Annotated in this window: 18 protein-coding genes and 3 pseudogenes; 16 read left to right on the forward strand and 5 right to left on the reverse strand. The window is 68.8% G+C overall.

Annotated elements, in window-relative coordinates:
* Positions 1–371: 371 nt before the first annotated feature.
* From F0344_RS37050 to F0344_RS10245, 3 genes are all read left to right on the forward strand, one after another.
* On the forward strand, positions 372–989 hold the full coding sequence (locus F0344_RS37050; protein ID WP_445585672.1) for a transposase: 618 nt from the start codon (positions 372–374) through the stop codon (positions 987–989).
* 320 nt (positions 990–1309) lie between these two features.
* Positions 1310–1705, forward strand: coding sequence for an Imm7 family immunity protein (locus tag F0344_RS10240; RefSeq protein ID WP_185298484.1), 396 nt, complete (start codon positions 1310–1312; stop codon positions 1703–1705).
* Between the two features lie 11 nt (positions 1706–1716).
* Positions 1717–2205 carry a hypothetical protein gene (locus F0344_RS10245; RefSeq protein WP_185298485.1) on the forward strand — a complete coding sequence of 163 codons (489 nt, stop codon included), beginning with the start codon at positions 1717–1719 and terminating at the stop codon, positions 2203–2205.
* Between the two features lie 37 nt (positions 2206–2242).
* Here F0344_RS10245 and F0344_RS35115 read toward each other — a convergent pair.
* Both F0344_RS35115 and F0344_RS35640 read right to left on the reverse strand, forming a co-directional pair.
* Positions 2243–2329 (reverse strand): annotated as a pseudogene (locus tag F0344_RS35115) (IS5/IS1182 family transposase); the annotation flags it as partial.
* Between the two features lie 20 nt (positions 2330–2349).
* Positions 2350–3000, reverse strand: a pseudogene (locus F0344_RS35640) (IS5 family transposase); the annotation flags it as partial.
* 76 nt (positions 3001–3076) lie between these two features.
* On the opposite strand from F0344_RS35640, the pseudogene F0344_RS35645 reads away from it, so the two are divergent.
* A pseudogene (locus F0344_RS35645) lies at positions 3077–3673 on the forward strand (RHS repeat-associated core domain-containing protein); the annotation flags it as partial.
* A gap of 1082 nt (positions 3674–4755) precedes the next feature.
* Complete coding sequence (locus F0344_RS10260; protein ID WP_258049831.1) at positions 4756–6408, forward strand: hypothetical protein; 1653 nt, start codon at positions 4756–4758, stop codon at positions 6406–6408.
* Positions 6409–6442: 34 nt separating this feature from the next.
* Here F0344_RS10260 and ku read toward each other — a convergent pair whose 3' ends face one another.
* Positions 6443–7630 carry a non-homologous end joining protein Ku gene (ku, locus tag F0344_RS10265; protein ID WP_185298487.1) on the reverse strand — a complete coding sequence of 396 codons (1188 nt, stop codon included), beginning with the start codon at positions 7628–7630 and terminating at the stop codon, positions 6443–6445.
* A gap of 61 nt (positions 7631–7691) precedes the next feature.
* Here ku and ligD point away from each other — a divergent pair, with 61 nt between their 5' ends.
* The 8 genes from ligD to F0344_RS10305 all read left to right on the forward strand — a co-directional run bounded on the left by ligD (position 7692) and on the right by F0344_RS10305 (position 16744).
* Positions 7692–8588, forward strand: coding sequence for a non-homologous end-joining DNA ligase (ligD, locus tag F0344_RS10270; protein WP_185298488.1), 897 nt, complete (start codon positions 7692–7694; stop codon positions 8586–8588).
* Between the two features lie 314 nt (positions 8589–8902).
* Entirely contained in the window at positions 8903–11023 is a 2121-nt protein-coding gene (locus tag F0344_RS10275) for a HEAT repeat domain-containing protein (RefSeq protein ID WP_185298489.1), read from the forward strand.
* The gene (locus F0344_RS10280) at positions 11020–11343 is read left to right on the forward strand and encodes a zinc-ribbon domain-containing protein (RefSeq protein ID WP_185298490.1); all 324 of its coding nucleotides are present in this window, start codon (positions 11020–11022) and stop codon (positions 11341–11343) included. Before F0344_RS10275 ends, F0344_RS10280 begins: the two co-directional genes overlap by 4 nt.
* 403 nt (positions 11344–11746) lie before the next feature.
* Positions 11747–12172 (forward strand): SH3 domain-containing protein, encoded by a 426-nt coding sequence (locus F0344_RS10285; protein WP_185298491.1) that lies wholly within the window; start codon positions 11747–11749, stop codon positions 12170–12172.
* Between the two features lie 134 nt (positions 12173–12306).
* Positions 12307–13686 carry an FtsW/RodA/SpoVE family cell cycle protein gene (locus F0344_RS10290; protein WP_185298492.1) on the forward strand — a complete coding sequence of 460 codons (1380 nt, stop codon included), beginning with the start codon at positions 12307–12309 and terminating at the stop codon, positions 13684–13686.
* Positions 13683–15140 carry a peptidoglycan D,D-transpeptidase FtsI family protein gene (locus F0344_RS10295; RefSeq protein ID WP_185298493.1) on the forward strand — a complete coding sequence of 486 codons (1458 nt, stop codon included), beginning with the start codon at positions 13683–13685 and terminating at the stop codon, positions 15138–15140. The genes F0344_RS10290 and F0344_RS10295 overlap by 4 nt, the downstream gene beginning before the upstream one ends.
* Positions 15141–15164: 24 nt before the next feature.
* A complete protein-coding gene (locus F0344_RS10300; RefSeq protein WP_185298494.1) occupies positions 15165–16286 on the forward strand; it encodes an amidase in 1122 nt (373 codons plus the stop codon).
* Entirely contained in the window at positions 16229–16744 is a 516-nt protein-coding gene (locus F0344_RS10305; protein WP_185298495.1) for a DUF3291 domain-containing protein, read from the forward strand. The genes F0344_RS10300 and F0344_RS10305 overlap by 58 nt, the downstream gene beginning before the upstream one ends.
* 1 nt (position 16745) lies before the next feature.
* Here the strand turns inward: F0344_RS10305 and F0344_RS10310 are convergent, their stop codons facing one another.
* Together F0344_RS10310 and F0344_RS10315 are read right to left on the reverse strand one after the other, a co-directional pair.
* Entirely contained in the window at positions 16746–17633 is an 888-nt protein-coding gene (locus F0344_RS10310) for a hypothetical protein (RefSeq protein WP_185298496.1), read from the reverse strand.
* A gap of 160 nt (positions 17634–17793) precedes the next feature.
* On the reverse strand, positions 17794–18900 hold the full coding sequence (locus tag F0344_RS10315) for a ferritin-like domain-containing protein (RefSeq protein WP_185298497.1): 1107 nt from the start codon (positions 18898–18900) through the stop codon (positions 17794–17796).
* A gap of 183 nt (positions 18901–19083) precedes the next feature.
* On the opposite strand from F0344_RS10315, the gene F0344_RS10320 reads away from it, so the two are divergent.
* Genes F0344_RS10320 through F0344_RS10330 form a run of 3 tightly spaced genes read left to right on the forward strand, consistent with a single transcriptional unit; the run spans position 19084 to position 21126 of the window.
* Positions 19084–20019, forward strand: coding sequence for an AurF N-oxygenase family protein (locus F0344_RS10320; RefSeq protein WP_185298498.1), 936 nt, complete (start codon positions 19084–19086; stop codon positions 20017–20019).
* Between the two features lie 59 nt (positions 20020–20078).
* Complete coding sequence (locus F0344_RS10325) at positions 20079–20846, forward strand: TetR/AcrR family transcriptional regulator (RefSeq protein ID WP_185298499.1); 768 nt, start codon at positions 20079–20081, stop codon at positions 20844–20846.
* 4 nt (positions 20847–20850) lie between these two features.
* Positions 20851–21126 (forward strand): hypothetical protein, encoded by a 276-nt coding sequence (locus tag F0344_RS10330; protein WP_185298500.1) that lies wholly within the window; start codon positions 20851–20853, stop codon positions 21124–21126.
* The last annotated feature ends 7 nt before the right edge of the window (positions 21127–21133 follow it).

Below are 21133 nucleotides of genomic sequence, written 5' to 3' on the forward strand. Positions count from 1 at the left end.
CACGTTCACTGCCGGATCGATCGACGGATGAGGTGCCCGACTTTGCCCCTGCGGCCTCGCCACGCCTACGCCGCAGGCATTCAACGTGACCTCCCGACCGACGACTTCAACCGGCCCAGGAGTCACCCCACTCCCCACCTCGGGGAGCGAAATGTGCACCGCAATCCAGCCCACATCCGCCAGGTTCGAGCTGGTGGATCTCTTAAGGGGCTTTACACGCCGGTTCCTCACGTGCACCTTTCCGTCTCGCTTGCCGGACCCGCGCCGTCTGGCAGTGCCAGCGCGTCCCGTCGTTGTCGGGGCTGCTTTCCGCCCTTACCGGCATCTCCCGGTTCGAACTGCCCCCAGCTTCGCCATGCTGCTGCGACAGCATGGCGGCGGAGTCCTTTCACCTCCGCTCGATCCCACAGCGCCTCGTGGCGCACGAAGACGCAGATCCAGGCGCTGGACCGGACCCAGCCGGTGCTGCCGGTCGCCTTCGCGGCGAGCGAGAAGCGCACGGCCGACTACGTCCGGCACGGCACCACGAACCTGTTCGCCGCTCTGAACGTGACCACCGGCGAAGTACTCGGCGAGTGCAGGCCAACCCGGAACGGCAAAGACTTTTCCTGGCCTTCTTGAAGAAGGCGGTGAAGCCGCACGCCGGGAAGGACATCCATGTCGTCCTGGACAACCTCTCCACGCACACCACCCCGGAGGTCAAGGAGTGGCTGGCAAAGAACCCGCACGTCCACTTCCATTTCACCCCCGTCGGCTCGTCGTGTCTGAACCAGACCGAGATCTGGTTCGGAATCCTGACCCGGCAGTCGATCCGCCGCGGCACGTTCTCCAGCGTCAACGTCCTGATCAAGCAGATACGCAACTACACCAACTCCTGGAACACGACGGCGAAACCGTTCACCTGGACCGCGACCGCGGGCGAGGTCCTTGCGAAGGTCCGGCTCGTCGCGACCAATATGAAGAAACTCGTCAATAACAACTCGAACTGACATGAACAGGATCACGAGACACTAGGGCTGATGCCCCCAGAGTGCAAGGAAGTCACTCGGAAAGCCGAAGGGCAAAGGTCAACACCGAGCGTTCGGCCACAGTCGCCAACGATGAGTGGCAGATCAATACCGGCCATGGATTTGATCGCCATCGTCTGAGCTCGGTCACCACCCGGCCAGAAGTGGCGATACACCTACGATGCGCTCGGGCGACGCGTTGCGAGGCTCCGCGTCGCGGACGATGAGTGCACGGTTTTGGAGCAGATTTTGTTCACCTGAACATGCACCAACTCCATGAGTAGCGCAATGAAAGGAATTCGATGTATGAATTTCACGGTTGGTTCGGAGTCGCTGAATCTAGCGAGGAATCAAATGCCGGAAGTCTCGACTCCGGCATCGTCGAACTGCGGACGCGGATCGACGAAATCAAGTGGGAGACTGGTGAAGTCTCTTTGAAACTTCACAATGGTGAGTTTTTCGTTCTTGCTAATGGTCTTATGAACCGGCGTCGCGACGAGGCCGCAGACCTGGACGGTCTTCTGCATTACATTGCAAGCCGTTTCCCCGGTTCGTGGGGAATCCTCTATGAGCGTTCTTCGGACATGGATGTACCGCCAGGACAGGGGGCATTCCGCGTTCGCGTTCTGGCCAGGGGCGAGGTCAGTGTCCGGTTGGACCCCTTCCTCTCTCCAGTCCGGCCGATCATCGAAGACTGAAATCGAGCGCGATGGTAGTGAGCGCCCTTAAACTGATCGCCTCATGCATTACATCGGGGCGACTGCACGGCATTGGCATCGGCTCCACTCTCGGGGAGCTTCAGCAGGCAATCAACTGCGAGTTCGTGGATGTAGTCAACGAGGGTAGCGATTCCATGCGACGCGACTACGGGTTCATCGAGTTTTATCTCAACTCTGGCCAGAACTGGACGGTATCAGGGGGCTCCATCGAATTGCACAGATTGGCTGCTCGACCCCATATGGCCGATCGGTGCCGCATTGCGATGCGTGAAGATTTTCCCCAATATCTCACATGGGATGAACTATACGGGGAGCTTTGCAAGCTGCCATATCCTCCAGTCCTCCAAAAAATCGATCAAGGTGATTTTCTGGAATATCGCGCATCAGCAACGAGAGTCTCCGTCCTGGTCAATAATGATCACGAGGAACGCGACGGATGGCTGGGGCATGGAGACGTATGGAGTGTCAGCCTCGGCTGACGGTGGTGCCATCGCACGTGCATCTCAGTGAGTGTTTTCAGCGTTGCCTCTCCAGGTTGCGGACGGCTTTGGACACTGACGTCATGCGGTTGGGGCTGATCCGGGATCCTCGGAAGAATCGCCAGGGCGCTCACCGGACTCGATGCCGGGCCGGGCGATCCGAGGAACAAGGCGGCGATCGCGGAGCCAGCGCAGGTGTTCCGCGGAGTAATACGCCTTATCCGCGCGGACCTTCACCGGTCGTCCGCGGCGGGGTCCGCGCCGGGAGCGGACGGCCGGTATCCCCAGGATGAGCGGCTTGAACGCCTGGCTGTAGTGCAGGTTCGCACCCGACACCGCCACGACCAGCGGCAGGCCCTGCCCCTCGGACAGCACGTGTAATTTGCTGCCCTTCTTACCGCGATCGACTGGATTCGGACCGGTCCGCGAGCCCCCCTTTTTTGCCCGCACCGACGCGGCATCGACGATCGCGGACGACCAGTCCAACTCACCCCTGGCGCCGAGTTCGTCCAGCACCGCCCGGTGCAGTCTGCGCCACAACCCGGCCTCGGTCCACACGCTGAAACGACTGTGCGCGGTGGCCGGCGATACACCGAATGATTCCGGCAGATACCGCCACGCACACCCACTCGTCAGTATGTACGCCACAGCCGTCAACACCGCCCGCTCGTCACGCGGAGCGGTCCCGCCACCTTGCGGTCGAGCCGCGAACGACGGCAGTAGCGGGGCGACCAGCTCCCAGAGCTCATCAGGAGCCAGACGCTTCGACAGATCAGCCCTCACGGCCGCCATCATGCCGCTCGAACATCAAGCCACTTGGCACAGCCCTCTATGCCTTGGCCGATGCGGCCGATCTGGCGGCCTGCTCGATCTTCGCTCGGCCACCACACCCGACGGAGCGGTGTGGCGCTACCAGTACGACGCTCTCGGCCGGCGCACCGCGAAACAACGCTTGGCCGAGGACGGGCACACGATCCTGGAACAGACCATTTTCACCTGGGACGGCCCCACCCTCTGCGAACAAACCACCGAGACCGACACTCTGTCCAACTCAGTCACGCTGACGTGGTATTACGACGGATTGCGGCCGCTCAGCCAGGAGGAAAGAAGCACGGGCGCGTCGCAGGAGGTAATCGACGAGCGTTTCTTCGCGATCGTCACCGACCTCGTCGGCAGTCCGAGCGAACTGGTGGACGAAACCGGGACCCTGGCGTGGCGTAAGCGCAGCAGCCTCTGGGGGGCGACCACCTGGTCAATTGACAGCACGGCATATATCCCACTCCGTTTTCCCGGGCAATAATTCGATCCAGAGACCGACCTTCACTACAATTTCCACCGATACTACGACCCGGAAACTGCACGTTATCTCACCTCCGACCCACTTGGAATCGCCCCGGCACCCAACCCTTCGACGTACGTTTCGAACCCACACTCATTGATAGATCCTTTTGGCCTGTTCGGGTGCCCTGAAGAGGATCACCTCTTTCGCGGAACGACTCGCGGCTACGACGCCAGCGACGGAACCCAGGCATCGGGATATACGCCGACGTCAACCGACCCAGGCGTCGCCACTATGTTCGCGAGGCACTCCGAGCAATTCGGCGAGGGGATCGTTCAACTCTTCCCTCGCAGCGCTCTGGACGGAATAGCGCTTGAACGAGGTGTCATTCGAGCCGAAGCAGCGTTCCCAAGGTGCACAGCATTGGCGGTATAACTGACGCGCTAGAATGGGATGTACCCAAGCTTTCACCGGGACAAGTATCGCAATTCGTTGCGGAGGCGTATAAGCATGGCCGAACCTAGTCGACTGCAGATTTACGAGGTCGAGAGCTCCGACGACCGCGGAGGAGTTTGCACCGTAAGGTGCATCAGCGGAGTCGCACGCATCGGGCAGGTGTTTGGCCCCGATGACACCACTGACGAGCTGCCTGCCAGCTTCCTCATCACCCTCACAGCAATCGAGCGATACAGGCAGAATGTCGACTTCTTCGATCCGCCACACACGGCCAGGGTTTCGTTCGCAGGGGAATCGGTGGCGGCTTTGCACCGGGGCTCAGTGGTTTCAGAGATGTCCTGAAAAGGCAGGAGCATCAAGGATGCTCACCCGCCCCGTCGCGGACCCGCAGGGAAAGGGTAACTAGGAGTCGACTCCACCTTTGGCGAGATGTGCCAGGCGCTTCTCTGACCAGCCTTCGGTCCCGTTTATCTCGTGGCTGCATTTCGGAGTGCGTGCGGCATTCCCCTGGATGCTCCTGAGCGAGCTCGCAAAGAACTGGACGGCGGTGAGGTCAATCTGCACTCCCGCCGAGTTGCGGGCCGAGCTGGTGCACGATGCGGGCACCACCGGCGTTCGCCGGGGAACGCCGGTGGTGCCGCCGACCGGGTCAGGCCACCACCAGCCCCCGACGCCGGGAAGGCCGCCATCGACCATGGCGTCGATCGGTGTCCACTACGCGGACCGTCGAGAAGTGTGCCGATTCGGAGCATGGACGGTGAGCAAACCGGATAGCTTCTTGGGGACTTGAACGGTTTCGACGGTCGGGGGACCGTATGACTTCGGGGGAACATCACCATTTCGGGCCGGAGCCGGGGCCCTGGCATGCACCGGGAGGATCACCGGTGCCGCCGGCCGCGCCGCCCGCGGTCGGGCCGCCGCCTCCCGGGGCCGCGCTGCGGTCCCTGGCCGTCGGGTTGCTCAATCTCTCGGGGCTCGGGCTCGGCTATGCACTGATGGGGCGCTGGTACAGAGCGGCGCTCTGCTGGGCGGCGACCGGTGGGCTGCTGCTGGCCGCGCTCCCGGCGGAGCCCGACGGGGTGCCCGCGGGGATCGTCGTCAGTTTCCTCGTCGTGCTCGTGCTCACTGCCGCCGACGGGGCGTGGACCGCGAGGCGTTCGGCCGTGGGTGGTTCATGGCGGCCACTGGTGGCGGCGGCGCTGGGTCTGGTGCTGCTGGGGGTGCCGGCGGGTGGCGCCGTGGTGTACGGCTCCGAGCGCGACGAGGCCGTCCAGCAGATGCTGCTCGACCGGCTGGAGAAAGGGGACCGGGCCGTCGCCGCCGCGGCGAAGCAGTCGTCGTTCGCCGGGGGCAGGGTGAAGTACCGCACCGCGCTCGACATCTACCGTGAACTCGGTGAGGACCATTCCGGTTCGCGGGCCGGGAAGCTGGTGCCGTCGCGGCTGAAGGCGTACTACAAGGCCGTCTCGGCCCCGTACGAGGCCAAGGACCACTGCCAGGCCGTCGAACCGCTGACCCATCTGCGAACCGTCCCCGACTCGGTCGACGCGAAGCTGCTGGGCTCCCTGGCCGCATGGCCCGACGAGCCGCTCGCCGAGTCGCTGTACGGGTGCGGGGTGTCCAAGATCGGTGACGGGAGCGACACGAACGACGCCTCGGACGGCGGCGAGCTGGGCGAGCTGCTGCGTACACTGCCCGACTCGGCACAGGCCAAGCAGGTCGGACCGGCGGTCACCGGGAAGATGGACGAGCAGGTGAAGGCCGTGCGCGGGGGTGAACCGTGTGCCGCTACCGAGGTGTTGCGGCGCATCGGCGCGACCGTGGCCGCGATGCCCGACAGGACCGTGGCCGCGCTGAGCGCGAAGGCCGACGACGGTGTCCAGGACGGTGTCTACGCCTGCGGGGTGGACGAGTTCAAGGACAAGAAGTTCACCGAGGCGCGGGAGACGCTGAGCGGTTTCGCCGACACGTACAAGAAGGACGGGCGCCGACAGCACGCCCGGGACATCGTCATCGCCGCGGAGATAGCCGAGGACCGGCCGTCGGCCGGCAAACGACTGCCGCCCCGGCAGGGGCCTGGCGGGCCACGGATGGAGCTCGTCCTCAGCAACGACGCGCCGAACGCGGTCGAGATCCTCTACACCGGCCCCGTGTCCGGCAGCGTCGAGCTGAAGGGGTGCGGGAGTTGCAAGCGGTACAGCGCGTCGGACGGACCGAAGCTCGCCTGCCGGGCGAGCGGCAAGAGGTATCCGAAGGTGACGCTCCGACTCCCGGCGGGCGAATACCACTTCCTGTACAAGCACGGCACCGGGGCGTCGGCCGACGTGGACAGCTATGCGTCGGGGTCGCGCGTCCAGTCCGGTTACACGTATACGAGTTGTACGTACGTGACGACCGAAAGCGATGCGGCGCCGGGACTCGACCTGCCCTCCATCCCGGATGCGATCAAGCCCGCCTCGACGGGGTGATCCAGGTTGGCCGGTCGGGTGGCCGGCGCCCCCGTCAGGCCGACGCGCGCTTCTTCGCGGTGGCCTTCCCGGCGGTGGCCTTCTTCGCCGTGGTCGACTTCGCCGTGCCGCCGCTCGACGAGGACTTCCTCGCCGTGGACGACTTCGATTCCGAGGTCGCCTTGCGGGTGGTGGTCTTCTTCGCGGCCGTCTTCCTGGGGGCCGCCGTGGACTTCTTCGTGTCGGAGGACTTGGGGGACGACCTGGCGGAGGACTTCTTCACCGCGCCCTCGCCCGAGCGCGTCACCGTCTTGCCCGTCGGCGTCCTGTGCGTGGTCTTCTCGGCGGTCTTCTCGGCGGTCTTCTCGGGGGCCTTCCGGGTGGTCTTCCTGGCTGTCCCGCGACCCTTGATCGGGTGGACTTCCGCGTCCTCGCCCTCGCTCGCCCCCTGGTCCGCCTCCTCGTCCCGGGACTTCTTCGCCGCGCGGACGCTGTTCTCCAGAGCCGCGATCAGGTCGATGACCTTGCCGCCCTGGTCACCGCCCCCGGCCGGAGCCTCCAGCGTCTCGCCTGACGCCTTCGCCGCGACGAGCGCCTCGACCGCCTCGCGGTAGTCGTCGTGGAGGGTGTCCATGTCGACCTCCCCGAGGGTGTCCATCAGGGCGTCCGCCAGGTCGAGTTCGGCGTCGCGCACCGTGACCTCGGTGTCGGGGGCGACGCCCTCGGGGGCGCGGATCTCGTCCGGCCACAGCAAGCCGTGCATCGCGATCACGTCGTCGACCACGCGCAGCATCCCGAGCCGTTCACGGCCGCGCAGGGCGAACTTCGCGACAGCCACCTTCCGGCTTCGCTTGAGTGCCTCGCGCAGCAGCGTGTACGGCTTGGCCGCCGGGACGCCGTTCGCGGAGAGGTAGTACGCGGCTTCCATCTGGAGCGGATCGATCTCGGAGGCGGGCACGAACGCGACGATCTCGATCGTCTTGGCGGTCGGCAGCGGAAGCGCGGCCAGGTCCTCGTCGGTGATCGGGATCATCGAGCCGTCGGCGTCCTCGTAGGCCTTGCCGATGTCCGCCGCCGTCACTTCCCGCTCGTCGAGTTCGCACACCTTGCGGTACCTGATCCGGCCACCGTCCTCGAGATGGATCTGCCGGAAGGAGATCGAATGGTTCTCGGTGGCGTTGACCAGTTTGATCGGAATGCTGACCAGCCCGAAGGAGATGGCGCCGTTCCAAATGGACCTCACGGTTCACCCCGTTCATGCCTGTATCAATTACTTAGGCCGTGTTTCGTGTGATTCTTATCGTATGACGCCGATCACGGAGGTGGAGGGGCGGCGGCTGGCGCTCAGCAATCTCGACAAGGTGCTGTATCCGGCCACCGGGACCACCAAGGGCGAAGTGCTGCACTACTACGCGGCCACGGTCGCGGCGCCGTTGCTCGCGCATCTGGACGACCGGCCCGTGTCCTTCCTCCGCTATCCGGACGGGCCCGACGGACAGCTCTTCTTCACCAAGAACCCACCGCCCGGTACACCCGACTGGGTGCGGACGGCCGAGGTGCGGCGGCACGAGGCGCAGAGTTCACGCCAGGTCGTCGTACAGGACCTCGCCTCCCTGGTGTGGGCCGCCAATCTGGTGGTGGAATTCCACACTCCGCAGTGGCGGGCCGAGGCTCCGCGCATCGCCGACCGGCTGGTTCTCGACCTGGACCCCGGGGCGCCCGCGAGCATCGTGGAGTGCTGCGCCGTCGGGCTCTGGCTGCGGGAACGGCTCGCGGCGGACGGACTGACCGCCTACGCCAAGACGTCCGGCTCCAAGGGGCTGCACCTCCTCGTCCCCCTGGCACCGACCCCGTCCGAGCAGGTGTCGGCGTACGCCAGGGTGCTGGCCGTGGAAGCGCGGAACAGCCTTCCCGAGCTGGTCGTTCACCGCATGACCCGGGCACTGCGCCCGGGAAAGGTGTTCGTCGACTTCAGCCAGAACGCCGCCGCCAAGACGACCGCCACTCCGTACACCTTGCGGGCCCGCGCCGAACCGACCGTGTCCGCGCCCGTCACCTGGGACGAGATCGAGGACTGCGAGGCACCCGGCGACCTGGTCTTCCTCGCGGGCGACATGGCCGGGCGGCTGGAACGGTACGGAGATCTGCTCGGCCCGCTCTTCGACCCGGACCTGGCACGGCCGCTGCCGGACAGAGCATAGGCCTGAGCAGGGGCAGCCCTGACCTGGACCCGGAATCACCGTAGGTCGGACCCGGAATCACCGTAGGCCCACAGGTCCGGAATCACCGTAGGTCCACAGGTCCGGACGCCCCGTGAACCCATGGCCCCGGGTCGGCGTGGGCCTTTGGGCCCAGGTCTCTGAAACGCCCTGATTGCGCCCCTGTGACTGTGCCAGGAAAGGCCACAAGTCGTGGGTGGATTGTCGGGGCCGTGGTGCACACTCTGCCCAGGGCGCCGCTTGAGACCGCGGTGTCCGCCGCCGGGTGCGGGGGCGTTCGCGGGGGAGGGGATGGCGTGTTCGCGGGGATCGACGAGGTCGAGTGGGCTTCGATGGAGCATGCCTACGGGCCGGCCGACGACGTGCCTGAGCTGCTGCGCGGCCTGGCGTCCGCCGACCCGGCCGAGCGCGAGAGCGCCCTGGACGGCATGTACGGGGCCGTCCACCACCAGGGCGACGTGTACGGGTGCACGCTGGCCTGCATCCCGTTCCTCTTCGAGCTGCTGGTGGACCCGGGGATACAGGACCGTGGCTGCATCGTCGAGCTGCTGACCAGCATCGGCGGCATCGATCTGGACGAGGACGACGAGGAGGAGATCGACGAGGAGGAGATCGAGGGCGCCGCCAACTACGCGATGGCGGCAGCCGCCGTGACGGCGGGCGCCGGGGTCTTCTTCGAGCTGATCGCCGACGAGGACCCAGCCGTGCGGCTCGCCGCACCGCTGGCGCTCGCCACCCTGCACAGCCACCCGGTGCGCGTCCTCGCCCTGCTGCGGGAGCGGCTGCCCGTGGAGCCCGACGAGGAGGTACGGATGGCGCTGGTCGAGGCGGCCGGACGGGTCGCCCTGCGCCACCGTCCGCTCGCCGGCCGGGCCGCGGAATGGCTGAGCAGGCTGTCCTCGCGGGAGTACGGGCCGGGACTGCGGCTCGCGGCCCTCGCCCAGCTCTCGCGCTGCTCCCCCGACTCGCTGCCGCGCGATGTGGTGGCGGTCGTCGCGACGCTCATGCGGGAGCTGCGGTCCGTTCCGCCCGCGGCCGAACCGCCCCAGGACAGCTGCCCTCTCCCGAGCGGCGACCCCGCACCGCACACCGGCACCCCGACGCTGGTGGGGCAGTTGCGCGCACTGTCCGCCGAGGAGTCCGCGGGGCGCAGCGCACCCTGGTCGGCCGACCTGCTGCGGACGCTGCACGTCGGACTGGACGACCGGGTCGCGGAGCGTACGGCGCTGCTGACCGATCAACTGCGCAGCACGGACCCGTGGCAGCGCATCGACGCCGTACGGATGAGCGGCGGGCTGATCAGGGCCTGGCGCGGCTCGTACGAGGAGCTGGTCGCCCTGATCGGCGTCCAGCTCGCCGACCCGGAGCCACGGCTGGCCGATGCCGCATCCCACGTACTGGAGGAACTGTTCGGTCTGGCGGCCCCGGCCGCGGACGCGCTGGCCGCGCGGATGGCGGCGGATCCGGGGGCCTGGGTGAAGGAGTGGGCGAGTGGTCCGCCGGGGCTCGGGTCCACCGTGAAGGCGCTGGCCCGGCTGGGGGACGCCCGGGTGGTGCCCGCACTGGCCGCCGCCCTGGACCGGCCCGAGGTCCCGCACGACGTCGGCTTCGTCATCGGGCGCGTCGGTGCGGCGGCGGCCCCGCTCGCCGAGGCGCTGCGGCGCAGACTCGCCGAGGTCCGGCTCGACGAGAGTGCGTTCGACCGGGCGAGCCCGCTGCTCGGGGGGCTGACCGCGCTCCGGGCGGGCGAGGCCGCGCCCGAGGTGCTGCGGATGCTGCGGGGCGCGCCGGAGTACCGCGGCGAGTGGCTGCGTACGGCGGCGCTGCGGGCACTCGGTGCGTTCGGGCCCGCGGCGCACTGCGCCGTCCCGGATCTGCGGGCACTGCTCCGCCGCCCCGGGACCGCGGTGGCGACCGAGGCGGCGGAAGCGCTGTGGGCGGTCGACGCGGACGCCGACACGGTGCTGCCGGTGCTCGTCGAGGGGCTGTGGGCGGATCAGGTGCACGACCGGCGGGCGGCGGCGAGCGCGCTGGGCGGACTCGGCGAGCGCGCCGCGCCGGCCGTACCGAAGCTGCGCGCGCTGCTGCGCCACGAGGAGCTGTGGCTGCGCGTGGACGCTGCGATCGCGCTCTGGGAGGTGACGGGCCGGGCCGGTGACGTGGTGCCCGTCCTCCTGGCGGCGTGGGAGAAGAACCGTCACGTCAGAGTCCGGGTCGCGGAATGCCTGGCGCGGATGGGGGCTGCTGGTGCAGGGTCGGAGGCAGCACGTGTGCTGCGCGCCGAGCTCGCCTCCGTACGCCGTCACAACGCGATGGACGGCGGGTACGGCAGCCACGACACATATGAGGACGAAAAGTTGCTGGCACTGTGCCGGCGAACGTTGCAGGGGAACACGGGGAAGGGAACCACATCATGATCATCTTCGGTACGAAGGGGTATCTGTACCAGCTGGCCATCCTGACGATGGTGTGCGGATGGTGCGGCAATCCCGCCGCGCACACGCTGCGCAAGAGGGTAACGAAGTTCACGCTGTTCTTCGTGCCGCTCTTCCCGTTCTCCACGAAGTACGCCACGCAGTGCACGTTCTGCGGCGGGGAACGGCAGATCCCGAAGGAACAGGCCGATCAGCTGCTGGTCCAGCACGCCGCGGACCAGGACGGCAATCCGTTCGGCCAGGCGCAGCAGCAGCCGGGCTACGCGCCTCCCGGCCAGGGCCAGAACCCGTACCAGCGCTGATCCCCCGGCCGGCCGGTAGCCGCGCCCCGTGACCCGCCTACGAGGCAGGGCGTGCGCCCGTCCCGTGCCCTGGCGGCGGTCTCGGTCGCCGTCGCCGTACAGGTCTACCTGCGGGGCCGGGGCGGGCAACCTCGCGCGGCGGGGCCCGGCTCTTCCGTAACCCCCCCGGAAGGCGGAGCGGAAGCACGGCTCACCCTCCCGGAGTACGTGGCGCCCGACGGCGTATCGGAGGCCGGAGGCGGTCCCGGGGCGGGACCAGGGCATCCCTCCGCCCCGTAGAACAGCAAAACGGGACCTATCACGCATAGCGATGTATTGCGGACACTCAGTGGCGAACCTAGTGTGAAAAACGCGAGCCGTGCCCACGGCCCCTCGCTCCCCGCCCCTTCCTCTTGGAGGCAGCATGTCCGCTCAGCCCCGTCCGGGATTCCGCCGCATGGCTCTCTGCGTCGCCACCGGCGTCCTCGCGGCCGTCACGGTCGCGGCCCCGGCATTCGCCGCGGGTCCCGCCGAGCCGCCGCCCGCCCCGCCCGCGGAGGCCGCGGCGCCGGTGGCCGAGCAGGCCGAAGCGGCGGCCGCCGCCGCCGACCACGCCGACTACCTCGGGCGCGTCACCGCCCGGACCGGGCTGCTGCTGCGCGACCGCCCCACCCGGAGCAGCCGGATCGTCGGCCAGGTCCCGTACAACGCGGTGGTGCACATCTTCTGCAAGACCACCGGCGACAACGTCGACGGCAACAACCGCTGGTACCTCCTCACCGACGGCACCTGGGCCTGGGGCTCGGCCCGTTACATCGCGAACATCGGTACGGCCCCCCGCTGGTGCTGACCACCGGCACGTCATAGCGCGTCTGTCCCGATTCGTCCCCCGGGACAGGCGCGCCATGACGTCGGGGAAAGCGCCAGAACACAAGCGCTAGGACATAAGGGAAATAACTCCCGCCTCTTGCTACGTTGCGTGGCATGACCGCAACGAGGGCGGACGCTCCCCCGCCCGAGCTACGCCTGCCCAAGCGGCGCGGGGTGGAGCTCTGCCTCCTCATCGGGGCCGTCCTCATCTCCGTCTGCGGATACGCCGACGTCGGCCTCGCCAGGAACGGCGCCGTGCCGCCCGACGTCGCAGGCTACGGCGCCGGGCTCGGCCTGCTGGCCCTCGTCGCCCATCTCGCCGTCCGCTTCCGCGCCCCGTACGCCGATCCGCTGCTGCTCCCGATCGCCGTCCTGCTCAACGGCCTCGGTCTGGTGCTGATCTACCGCCTCGACCTGGAGACCCCCAAGGACCAGGCGGCCCCCACCCAGCTGATCTGGTCGACACTCGGAGTCGCGCTCTTCATCACGGTCGTCGTACTCCTGCGCGACCACCGGGTGCTCCAGCGCTACGCGTATCTGTCCGTCGCCGCGGCCCTGGTGCTGATGATCGTGCCGATCTTCTTCCCCGCGGTGAACGGCGCCAAGATCTGGATCAGGGTCGGCGGATTCTCCTTCCAGCCCGGCGAGTTCGCCAAGATCCTCCTCGCGGTCTTCTTCGCCGCGTATCTCGCCGCCAACCGCAACGCCCTCGCCTACACCGGCCGCACGCTGTGGAAGCTCCAGCTCCCCACCGGCCGGGTCCTGGGGCCGATCGTGGCGATCTGGGTGCTCAGCGTCGGCGTCCTGGTCCTCGAACGCGATCTGGGCACCTCGCTCCTCTTCTTCGGGCTCTTCGTGATCATGCTGTACGTGGCGACCGGCCGGACCGGCTGGATCGCCGTCGGCATGGTGCTCGCCGCTGTCGGCGCCTTCGTCGTCGGCTCGTTCGAACCCCATGTGCACAGCCGGGTGGAGGACTGGCTCGACCCGTTCGCCTCCATCGACGCGGGGCAGGGGCCGAGCCAGCTGGCCCAGTCGCTGTTCGCGTTCGCCGCGGGCGGGATGCTCGGGACCGGCCTCGGGCTCGGCCACTCCATCCTCATCGGCTTCGCCGCCAAGTCCGACTTCATCCTGGCGACGGCGGGCGAGGAGCTCGGCCTGTCCGGACTGACCGCGGTCTTCCTGCTGTACGCGCTGCTGGTGGCCCGCGGCTACCGGGCGGGCCTGGCGCTGCGCGACCCGTTCGGACGGCTGCTCTCCATCGGCCTCGCCTCGATCCTCGCCCTCCAGGTCTTCGTGATCGCGGGCGGGGTGATGGGGCTGATCCCGCTGACGGGCATGGCCATGCCCTTCCTGGCGCAGGGCGGCTCCTCCGTCGTCACCAACTGGATCATCGTCGCGCTGCTCATCCGGGTCAGCGACGTGGCTCGCACCCCCCACCCCGACCACGCCGACACGGGAGTCATCGCACCGGTCCTGGAGGACGAGTCGTGATCCGCTACATCCGGCGGGCCGCCGCCTTCTGTCTGCTGCTGCTCGTGGCCCTGCTCGTGAACGCCGCCCGCATCCAGCTCTTCGAAGCCGACGAACTCGACGCCAACCCCGCCAACCGCCGCACCACCATCGACCGTTACGACCAGCCGCGCGGGAACATCCTCGTCGGAGACGAGTCCGTCACCGGCTCCAGGGACACCGGCGAGCAACTGGCGTACGAGCGCACCTACACACACGGTCCGCTCTACGCACCGGTGACGGGATACGCCTCGCAGACCTACGGCACCACGCTCATCGAGAACGCCGAGGACGACATCCTGTCCGGCTCCGACCCCCTCCTCGCCCCGCTCCCCCTGTGGAACGACATCACCCGCGGCAGGCAGCCCGGCGGACACGTCGTCACCACCATCAAGGACTCGATGCAGCGCGCCGCCTACGACGGGCTCGGCGGGAGGCGGGGCGCGGTGGCCGCCCTCGAACCGTCCACCGGCAAGATCCTGGCTCTGGTCTCCACCCCCTCGTACGACCCCGAGCGGCTCTCCGGTACGGGCTCGGCGGTCACCGACGCCTGGACCCGGCTCACCACGTCGAAGAGTCAGCCGATGCTCAACCGGGCCATCCGTCAGACGTATCCGCCCGGCTCCACCTTCAAGATCGTGACGGCCGCCGCGGCACTGGACTCCGGTGTGGTGGACGACCCGGACGAGGCGACGGACACCCCCTCGCCCTATGTGCTGCCCGGTACCACCACCGTCCTGCCCAACGAGGCGAGCGGCTGCGGGAAGGCGTCGCTGTCCGAGGCGATCCGGGTCTCCTGCAACACGGTGATGGCGTATCTCGGGGTCGAGGTCGGCCTCGAAGGAATGGTGGAGGCCGCCGGGAGGTTCGGCTTCAACGACACCGGTCTGAAGATCCCTTCAGGGGTGGCGAAGAGCAACTTCGACACGGAGATGAGCGACGACCAGCTCGCCCAGTCGTCGATCGGGCAGTTCGACACCACGGCGACCCCGCTCCAGATGGCGATGGTGGCCTCGGCGGTGGCCAACGGCGGCGACCTGCGGTATCCGCATCTGGTGGACCGCACGACCACGCACGACGGGGACCCGGTCCAGCAGCGGGGCTCGCGCTCGTACCACCAGGCGATGAACCCCGCGACGGCGATGCGGCTGCAGCGGATGATGGTGGACGTCGTGGAGAACGGTACGGGGACGAACGCGGCGATCGACGGGGTGACCGTCGGCGGCAAGACCGGCACCGCCCAGCACGGCATCGACAACTCCGGAACGCCGTACGCCTGGTTCATCTCCTGGGCCCAGGAGGAGAACTCGGGCCGGCCCGCCGTCGCGGTCGCGGTCGTCGTGGAGGACGCCGCCGCGAACCGGGCCGACATCAGCGGCGGCGGCAGCGCGGCGCCGATCGCGCGGGCCGTGATGCGCGCGGCGCTCGACGACTGAACAAGCGGAAGGAACACTGACGGCATGACGCACGCATCGGCGGTGGCACGTTCGCTGGACCGGATCGACCGGCTCGACCCGAAGCTCGGCGCGTTCATCGAGGTGTGGCACGAAGAGGCCCTCGGCCGCGTGCCCGCCGCCGCACGCCTCCCGCTGGCGGGGCTGCCGTTCGCGGTGAAGGGGCGGTCCGGCATCCGGTCGTACGCGGCCCGCCGGCTGATCGCGGCGGGCGGCGTCCCGGTCGGCGCGACCTCCGTGCCCGGCCCCGGCACCGTCTGGCAGACCTGGGGCCAGGGCGCGCACGGCCGTACGGTCAACCCCTGGCGCGCGGACCGGACCCCGGGCGGCTCGTCGGCGGGCTCGGCCGTGGCGGTCGCGGTGGGCATGGTGGACCTCGCGACGGGCAGCGACGGAGCGGGCTCCGTGCGTATCCCCGCCGCCTGGTGCGGGGTGTTCGGGCTCAAGACGACGAACGGGCTGCTCCCCTCCCCCGACTCCTCCGGCCTCGCGGCACCCGGGGTGCTGGCCCGCTCGGCCGCGGTGGCGCAGACGTACGCGCGCCACGTCCTGGACGGGTACGAGCCGTGGGAGCCGCGGCTGCCGGTGCCCGCCGTCCACAGCGAGGGCCTCGGGTTCGTACAGGTGGACCCGGAAGTGGCCGCGGTGGTCCGGGGCGCGGTGGAGCGGCTGGCCGCCTCCGGTGTCGTACGGCTCCGCCCCGGCGGCTGCGAACTGCTCGACCCGGGGCAGGCGTGGCAGGAGGTACGCGGCGGCGCGCCGTCCCCGTCCGCCGCCGCCGTCCGCGCGGAGAACGACCGCAGACTCGACGCCTTCTTCGCCCGTACGCCGCTGCTCCTCACCCCGGTCACCCCCAACCGGCCCCATGGGCACGAGGGTCCGGGCGAGGTCTACTCGACCGCGTCGACGTGGGCGTTCAACCTGAGCGGACACCCGGCGGCGAGTGTGCACGCGGGCTTCACCCGGGACGGCTGCCCAGTCGGGCTCCAACTCGTCGCGAGGCGCGGGGCGGACGTCTCGCTGCTCGGAATGTCCCGCGCCGCCGAAGAGGCGTTGCCTACTGTGCCGCCATGGACTCCACAAACGGACAGACCGCGCACGAACCCGGCCACCAGCTGGCTCAGGTGAACATATCCCGGCTGAGGTTCCCCCTGGGTTCCCCGGAGCTCAAGGACTTCATGGACGGTCTCGACCCGGTGAACGCGGTGGCGGACGCGGCCGACGGCTTCGTCTGGCGCCTCCAGGCCGACTCCGGCAACGCCACGGACGTGGCGGTCTTCGGGGACTCCTGGCTGATCGTGAACATGTCCGTGTGGCGGAACGCGGACGCGCTGACCACGTTCATGTACGCGGGCCGGCACCGTGAGCTGATGGCCCGGCGCCGCGAGTGGTTCGCGACCGTGGAGGAGTCGATGACCGCCCTGTGGTGGGTCCCGGCGGGCAACCGCCCCTCGGTGGCTGATGCCGAGAAGCGCCTGCTCCACCTGCGTGAACACGGCCCCACCGACCGGGCTTTCACGCTGCGGACGCGCTTCCCGGCACCGGCCGCCGCTGCTGGAGCGGCAGTTCAGGCCGCGACGGACTGAATCAGCCGAGCGGCTGACGGATCTCGGAGCGGACCTTCGCCGTCTCCTCCGCCACCTTCTCCAGGTCGATGGACTTGGCGTCCTTCACCACGTCCTCGGCCCTGACCACGGCGATCATGGCCGCCGTGTTGGGGTCGCCCCAGGCGCACATGGGAACGTTGACGTTCATGCCGCCTTCGTTCGACTGCACGACCTGGCACTCGACCGTGATGTCGTAGCCCCCGGGCTTGAACTCCTTGGGGGGCACGACGAGCTTGGCGCCGTCCGCCGTCGCCGCCCCCTCCATGATCTTGCCTCGCATGAAGTCGGGGGTGACGAGCCGCCCGTGCATGCCGGACAGGACGAGGGCGTTGGTGCCCGCGGTGTACTGCGCGACGACGGCCTTGCCGTCCCGGACGCTGGCGTCGGGGGTGTCCTCGATCTTTTTGCCCTCGGACTTGGACATGTCCTGGGCGAGGGTGAACTCCTCGTCCAGGACCTTCTCGGCCACCACGAGCTTGTACTCGGCGGCCGGGAACGCCAGGTCCGCGCCCTTGTCGACGAGCTGTGCGACGCCGAAGGCGATGCCCCCGGCGACCACCAGCGAACCGGCCACGATGCCGATGATCAGCCCGGTGCGCTTCTTGCGCGGCGGGGGCTGCGGCGGCCAGGCACCCATGCCGGGCTGCATGCCGGGCTGCATACCCGGCTGCGTGCCCGGCGCCGTACCGGGCTGTCCGGGCTGTCCGGGTATCCCCGGCTGCCCGTAGGGCTGCTGAGGCTGCTGCGGGTATCCGTAGGGCTGCTGCGGCTGCCCGGGGGGCTGCTGGCCGTAGGGGTTCTGCGGCGGCTGGTTCTGCGGCTGAGGCGGCCCGTAGGGGCCCTGCGGCGGCTGAGGCGGCATGGTCATGTGCTCACGGTACGTGACAGGGGCGAACACAGTTTCGAGCAGGACCCTTTCGGTAGCAGGTCGAGAAGGAACCGGAACGCCCGAGTGACTCCCTGCGTCGCATCCACGCGTCGGGCACCCGGCACGTCCCGGTGGCCGGATGCCGTCGGTGACGCGGACGTCAGTCCGCACTCCCCTGGGCTATCGCGTCCGCGACCTCCGTCACCCGGGCCCGCTCCTCGGCCTCGAAGCGGTCGCGGTCCAGCTGCTCGGCGATCTCCTCGTCCTGAGCCATCAGCAGGTCCAGGCTGGAGTCACCGAGCTCGAAGACCCCCATGTCGACGTACGCCTTCTGGAGCCGCTCTCCCCACAGACCGATGTCCTTGACGCACGGGACGATCCGGCTGAAGAGGAGTTTGCGGAAGAGCTGGAGGTACTCCGAGTGCTCGGAGAGCTCCTGGGCCTCCTGCTTGCCGATGCCGAAGTTCTCCAGCACCTCGACACCGCTGAGCCGGTCACGCATCAGGTAGCAGCCCTCGATGACGAACTCCTCACGCTCCCGTCGCTCGGCGTCGCTCAGCTCCTTGTAGTAGTCGCGCAGCGCCATCCGGCCGAAGGCCACGTGCCGGGCCTCGTCCTGCATGACGTACGCGAGGATCTGCTTGGGCAGCGGCTTGGTCGTGGTGTCGCGGATCATGCCGAAGGCGGCCAGCGCCAGCCCCTCGATGAGGACCTGCATGCCGAGGTAGGGCATGTCCCACCGGGAGTCGCGCAGGGTGTCGCCCAGCAGCCCCTGGAGGTTGTCGTTGATCGGGTAGAGCATCCCGACCTTCTCGTGCAGGAAGCGCCCGTAGATCTCCGCGTGCCGGGCCTCGTCCATGGTCTGGGTCGCGGAGTAGAACTTCGCGTCCAGGTCGGGGACCGACTCCACGATGCGCGCCGCGCACACCATCGCGCCCTGCTCGCCGTGCAGGAACTGGCTGAACTGCCAGGAGGTGTAGTGCTTGCGCAGCTCGCCGCGGTCGCGCTCGGTCATCTTCGCCCAGTGCGGGGTGCCGTACAGCGTGAGCGCCTCGTCGGGGGTGCCGAGCGGGTCGGTGGGATCGACCTCCAGGCTCCAGTCGATGCGCTTGTTGCCGTCCCACTGCTTGTCCTTGCCTTTCTGGTAGAGGGCGAGCAGCCGCTCCCGGCCGTCGTCGTAGTCCCAGCTGAAGCGGGCGGCCCCGGAGGCCGGGACCTGCCAGACCTGCTCGTCGGGCGCGGTGGTGTAGAGGTCATGTGTCGACACGGACGGCTCCTTCGCCTTGCACGGGTCGCGTCGCCGAGTTCCTTGTTCCTGGCGTCAGTTGGCAGGTTCACACGCTGGTAGACATCGGGTCAACAAGTCGTGCACAAGGGATTGACGAGCTTGCTGACAAGCAGTCTCATAAGAGATGACCGCCGGTAACCCATGTGTGAGGTGTGCTCAGCCATGTCGACAGCGACCGAACGCGATGTGCAGTTGCTCCGGGACGCACTCGGGCCCCTGCGGGACCGCGAGCAGATCGCCGCGCGTCTGCTCGAATCCTCGGCCAAGCACTCCTTCGACCCGGACACCGAACTCGACTGGGACGCGGGGATCGAGGACGGCAAGTGGTTCTGGCCGCCCGAGCTCGTCTCCCTCTACGACACCCCGCTCTGGCGGAAGATGTCGGAGGAACAGCGGATGGAGCTGGCCCGGCACGAGGCCGCCTCACTCTCCTCGCTCGGTATCTGGTTCGAGATCATCCTGATGCAACTGCTCGTCCGGCACATCTACGACAAGGCGCTGACCAGCAACCACGTCCGTTACGCCCTCACCGAGATCGCGGACGAGTGCCGGCATTCCCTGATGTTCGGCCGCATGATCGCCTGGGGCGGTTCCCCCGAGTACCCCGTGCCGCGCCTCTATCACAACCTGGCGCGGGTCATGAAGACCATCTCCACCACACCCGGTTCGTTCGCCTCGACCCTCCTCGGCGAGGAGATCCTGGACTGGATGCAGCGGCTGACCTTCCCGGACGAGCGCGTGCAGACCCTGGTGCGCGGGGTGACCCGCATCCACGTGGTGGAGGAGGCGCGCCACGTCCGGTACGCCCGCGAGGAGCTGCGCCGCCAGATGGTCACCGCACCGCGCTGGGAGCGGGAGCTCACCCGGGTCAGCTGCGGGCAGGCGGCCCGCGTCTTCTCCGTCTGCTTCGTCAATCCGCTGGTGTACGAGCACGTCGGCCTGGACCGCCGGGAAGCCGTCGCCCAGGTGAAGGCGAGCGGCCACCGTGCCGAGGTCATGCAGTCGGGCGCCAAGCGGCTGACCGACTTCCTCGACGACATCGGTGTGCTGAACGGAGTGGGACGCAGGCTGTGGAAGAGCTCGGGGCTGCTGGCCTGAGCGGGCTCCGGGCGGGCGGGACCGGCTCACCGGGACCGGCAGCCCATAGTCTTCCTGGCATGACCTCCGCCGCTGAAGCCCCGACGACCCCCGCCTACCGAAGGCTCGGCGTCGAGGTGCGCCGCGCCCAGATCATCGGCGCGGCCCTCGGCCTCTTCGCGCACCGGGCGCCCGACGAGGTCTCGCTCGACGAGGTGGCGGCGGTCGCCGGGGTCTCACGGCCGCTCGTCTACCGGTACTTCCCCGGGGGCCGCCAGCAGTTGTACGAGGCGGCGCTCGGGTCGGCCGCCGACGAGCTGACGCTGTGCTTCACGGAACCCACTGTCGGGCCGCCCACGGAACGGCTCTCGCGGGTCCTGGACCGGTATCTCGCCTTCGTCGACGAGCACGACGCCGGTTTCAGCGCCCTGCTCCAGGGCGGCAGCGTCGCCGACACCTCCCGTACGACCGCGATCGTGGACGGGGTCCGCCGGGCGGCGGCCGAACAGATCCTGCTGCACCTCGGCAGGGGCGACGGCCCGGGGCAGCGGCCTGCCGGGCCGCGGCTGCGGATGATGGTGCGCACCTGGATCGCGGCCGTCGAGGCGGCGTCCCTCATCTGGCTGGACGAGGAGAAGCAGCCCCCGGCCGCCGGACTGCGCGGCTGGCTCGTGGACCACCTCATCGCCCTTCTCGCGGCGACCGCGGCGACGGACACCGAGACGGCCGCCGCGGTGGCGGACCTGCTGCCGCTGGAATCGGCCGGCGGACCCGCCGGACGGCTGGCGGACCTGGTGCTCCCGGTGATGGCCGGTGCGGCCCACCTGCTGACCGCTGCGTCAGACTGACCCGGTGAGAAGCGAGAAGACCCTCTTCAGAGGCGGCCCCCTGGACGGCCGGGTCCTGCCCGTCCTCGTCGGCGCGACCGGCCATCCCCCCAAGTGGTACGAGGTCCCGGTGCCGGACGCCGACGGCGGTCCCGGCACCGTGTACGCGTATCAGCGGATCGCGGCCGGACACACCAGACGGCTGGGGCTGCCGCGCGGCTGGGTGTACGAGTACGCGCCCGAGGGCCGCGAGCGGCGGACCCTCAAGTGGCCCTGGACGAAGCCCGGCAGCGGGCACTGAGTCCTCA

The sequence above is a fragment of the Streptomyces finlayi genome (assembly GCF_014216315.1).
In the GTDB taxonomy this organism is placed as follows: domain Bacteria; phylum Actinomycetota; class Actinomycetes; order Streptomycetales; family Streptomycetaceae; genus Streptomyces; species Streptomyces finlayi_A.

What these genes read in the sequence shown, in the direction of transcription:
- F0344_RS10290 (WP_185298492.1), top strand. Translation starts at nt 12,307, where the DNA reads ATGACCGCAACGAGGGCGGACGCTCCCCCGCCCGAGCTACGCCTGCCC.
- F0344_RS10320 (WP_185298498.1), top strand. Translation starts at nt 19,084, where the DNA reads ATGTCGACAGCGACCGAACGCGATGTGCAGTTGCTCCGGGACGCACTC.
- F0344_RS10280 (WP_185298490.1), top strand. Translation starts at nt 11,020, where the DNA reads ATGATCATCTTCGGTACGAAGGGGTATCTGTACCAGCTGGCCATCCTG.
- F0344_RS10310 (WP_185298496.1), bottom strand. Translation starts at nt 17,633, where the DNA reads ATGACCATGCCGCCTCAGCCGCCGCAGGGCCCCTACGGGCCGCCTCAG.
- F0344_RS10260 (WP_258049831.1), top strand. Translation starts at nt 4,756, where the DNA reads ATGACTTCGGGGGAACATCACCATTTCGGGCCGGAGCCGGGGCCCTGG.
- F0344_RS10325 (WP_185298499.1), top strand. Translation starts at nt 20,079, where the DNA reads ATGACCTCCGCCGCTGAAGCCCCGACGACCCCCGCCTACCGAAGGCTC.
- ligD (WP_185298488.1), top strand. Translation starts at nt 7,692, where the DNA reads ATGACGCCGATCACGGAGGTGGAGGGGCGGCGGCTGGCGCTCAGCAAT.
- F0344_RS10245 (WP_185298485.1), top strand. Translation starts at nt 1,717, where the DNA reads ATGGTAGTGAGCGCCCTTAAACTGATCGCCTCATGCATTACATCGGGG.
- F0344_RS37050 (WP_445585672.1), top strand. Translation starts at nt 372, where the DNA reads ATGGCGGCGGAGTCCTTTCACCTCCGCTCGATCCCACAGCGCCTCGTG.
- F0344_RS10300 (WP_185298494.1), top strand. Translation starts at nt 15,165, where the DNA reads ATGACGCACGCATCGGCGGTGGCACGTTCGCTGGACCGGATCGACCGG.
- F0344_RS10305 (WP_185298495.1), top strand. Translation starts at nt 16,229, where the DNA reads ATGGACTCCACAAACGGACAGACCGCGCACGAACCCGGCCACCAGCTG.
- F0344_RS10285 (WP_185298491.1), top strand. Translation starts at nt 11,747, where the DNA reads ATGTCCGCTCAGCCCCGTCCGGGATTCCGCCGCATGGCTCTCTGCGTC.
- F0344_RS10240 (WP_185298484.1), top strand. Translation starts at nt 1,310, where the DNA reads ATGTATGAATTTCACGGTTGGTTCGGAGTCGCTGAATCTAGCGAGGAA.